Genomic DNA, 1,506 nt, shown 5'->3' on the forward strand with positions numbered 1-1,506 from the left:
AAAATGAAAATTCAAATCGGCTTCACTCATTCCAAGCGAAGCGGTGGGCGATTATACATTAACCAATTGCGCTCGCAAGCGGTGCTTTTTACGCAAACGTTTATCCGATAATTTCACCTTTACACCAAAGAATTGGGCGAAAAACGAAAAAGGGTGTTTCATGTGAAACACCCTATAAGGAAATGATTTAAAGAGTTGATAAGTCGAGTTTAGAAGCCGCGTTGAAATAATCCAGCAAGATAATCGAGCTCTTCCCTGCTCTCTTCAATGTTCAGCGCTTCAAACCAAATCGCTTCACTGTAATGCTCCGCTTTCATAAATAAGCGGCAACCTTCAAAATCGATCAGCCAAGAGTGGATATCCGCATCCCACTGTTTTTCGATTACCGTCGCAGAGAGTAAACCCACCAAACGCTCACCTAACGCCGGAAAGGTGTCTAAATCAAATCTTGGTGCTGCAATCAGCAAACGACCTTCTTCGGCAATGTATTCTGTTAGGCCAAATTCCTTCTGCATTTCGGTTCCTTATCCGTGGTGAGTGATGTGTTCTTGAATCAGATCCAAGAATGGATCGGCATATTTTTCTAATTTACGTTGACCTACCCCGCTCACCGCCAGCATTTCGCCATACGACGTTGGCAGAATCTCCGCCATATCAATCAAGGTCGCATCACTAAATACAACGTATGGTGGTAAGCCATCTTCATCAGCAATCGATTTACGCAGCTTGCGTAATTTCGCAAACAGCTTCTTATCGTAGTTTTTGCTGGTCAGTTTGTCCGACTTCGCAGCGCGTGCTGCGGTATCCAAACGAGGAACCGCTAGCTCGAGCGACACATCCCCGCGCAATAATGGTCGAGCTTCCTCGGTCAATTGCAACGTCGAGTTTCGGGTGATGTTTTGAAACAACAGTCCTTTGTGGATTAACTGGCGGAAGATACTCACCCAGTAATCATGGCTGTGATCGCGGCCAATGCCGTATGTAGAGATCTTATCGTGGCCATGTTCACGCACGCGGATATTTTGCATACCACGCAGCACCTCAACCACATACGTCATACCAAAGCTTTGGTTAACGCGGTAAACACACGACAACGCTTTTCGCGCTTCTTCTGTCGCATCAAAATGTTTGGGTGGATCGAGGCAGATATCACAGTTACCACAAGGCTTCTCGCGGTATTCACCAAAGTAGTTGAGCAGAACCTGACGACGACAGGTTTGCGCTTCTGCAAAGGCACTCATCGCATTAAGTTTATGGCTTTCTACTTGCTTTTGCGGTCCATCGTCTTTTTCATCCAGCATGCGGCGTAGCCAACTGATGTCTGCGGGGTCGTACAACATCATCGCTTCAGCAGGTAAACCATCTCGCCCTGCTCGTCCCGTTTCTTGGTAGTAGGATTCAATATTGCGCGGAATATCAAAGTGCACCACAAAACGGACGTTAGGCTTGTTGATGCCCATACCAAAGGCAACCGTCGCGACCACGATTTGAATGTCATCACGCTGA

The 1,506-nt window shown here is 46.8% G+C and carries 2 protein-coding genes; both read right to left on the bottom strand.

Going from position 1 to position 1,506, the window contains the following annotated elements; all coding sequences use genetic code 11:
* Positions 1-209 precede the first annotated feature (209 nt).
* Positions 210-515: a DUF3630 family protein gene (locus R7P72_RS24165; RefSeq protein ID WP_005458579.1), complete on the bottom strand. Its 306-nt coding sequence runs from the start codon at positions 513-515 to the stop codon at positions 210-212.
* Positions 516-524: 9 nt separating this feature from the next.
* The coding region (locus R7P72_RS24170) for a RecQ family ATP-dependent DNA helicase (protein WP_318110851.1) at positions 525-1,506 on the bottom strand (982 nt) is incomplete at its 5' end.

Origin of the sequence: Vibrio sp. Vb0888, from assembly GCF_033338835.1 — a bacterium.
Lineage (GTDB): Bacteria > Pseudomonadota > Gammaproteobacteria > Enterobacterales > Vibrionaceae > Vibrio > Vibrio alginolyticus.

Coding starts and splice junctions, on each gene's coding strand:
- R7P72_RS24165 (WP_005458579.1), bottom strand. CDS start 515: ATGCAGAAGGAATTTGGCCTAACAGAATACATTGCCGAAGAAGGTCGT.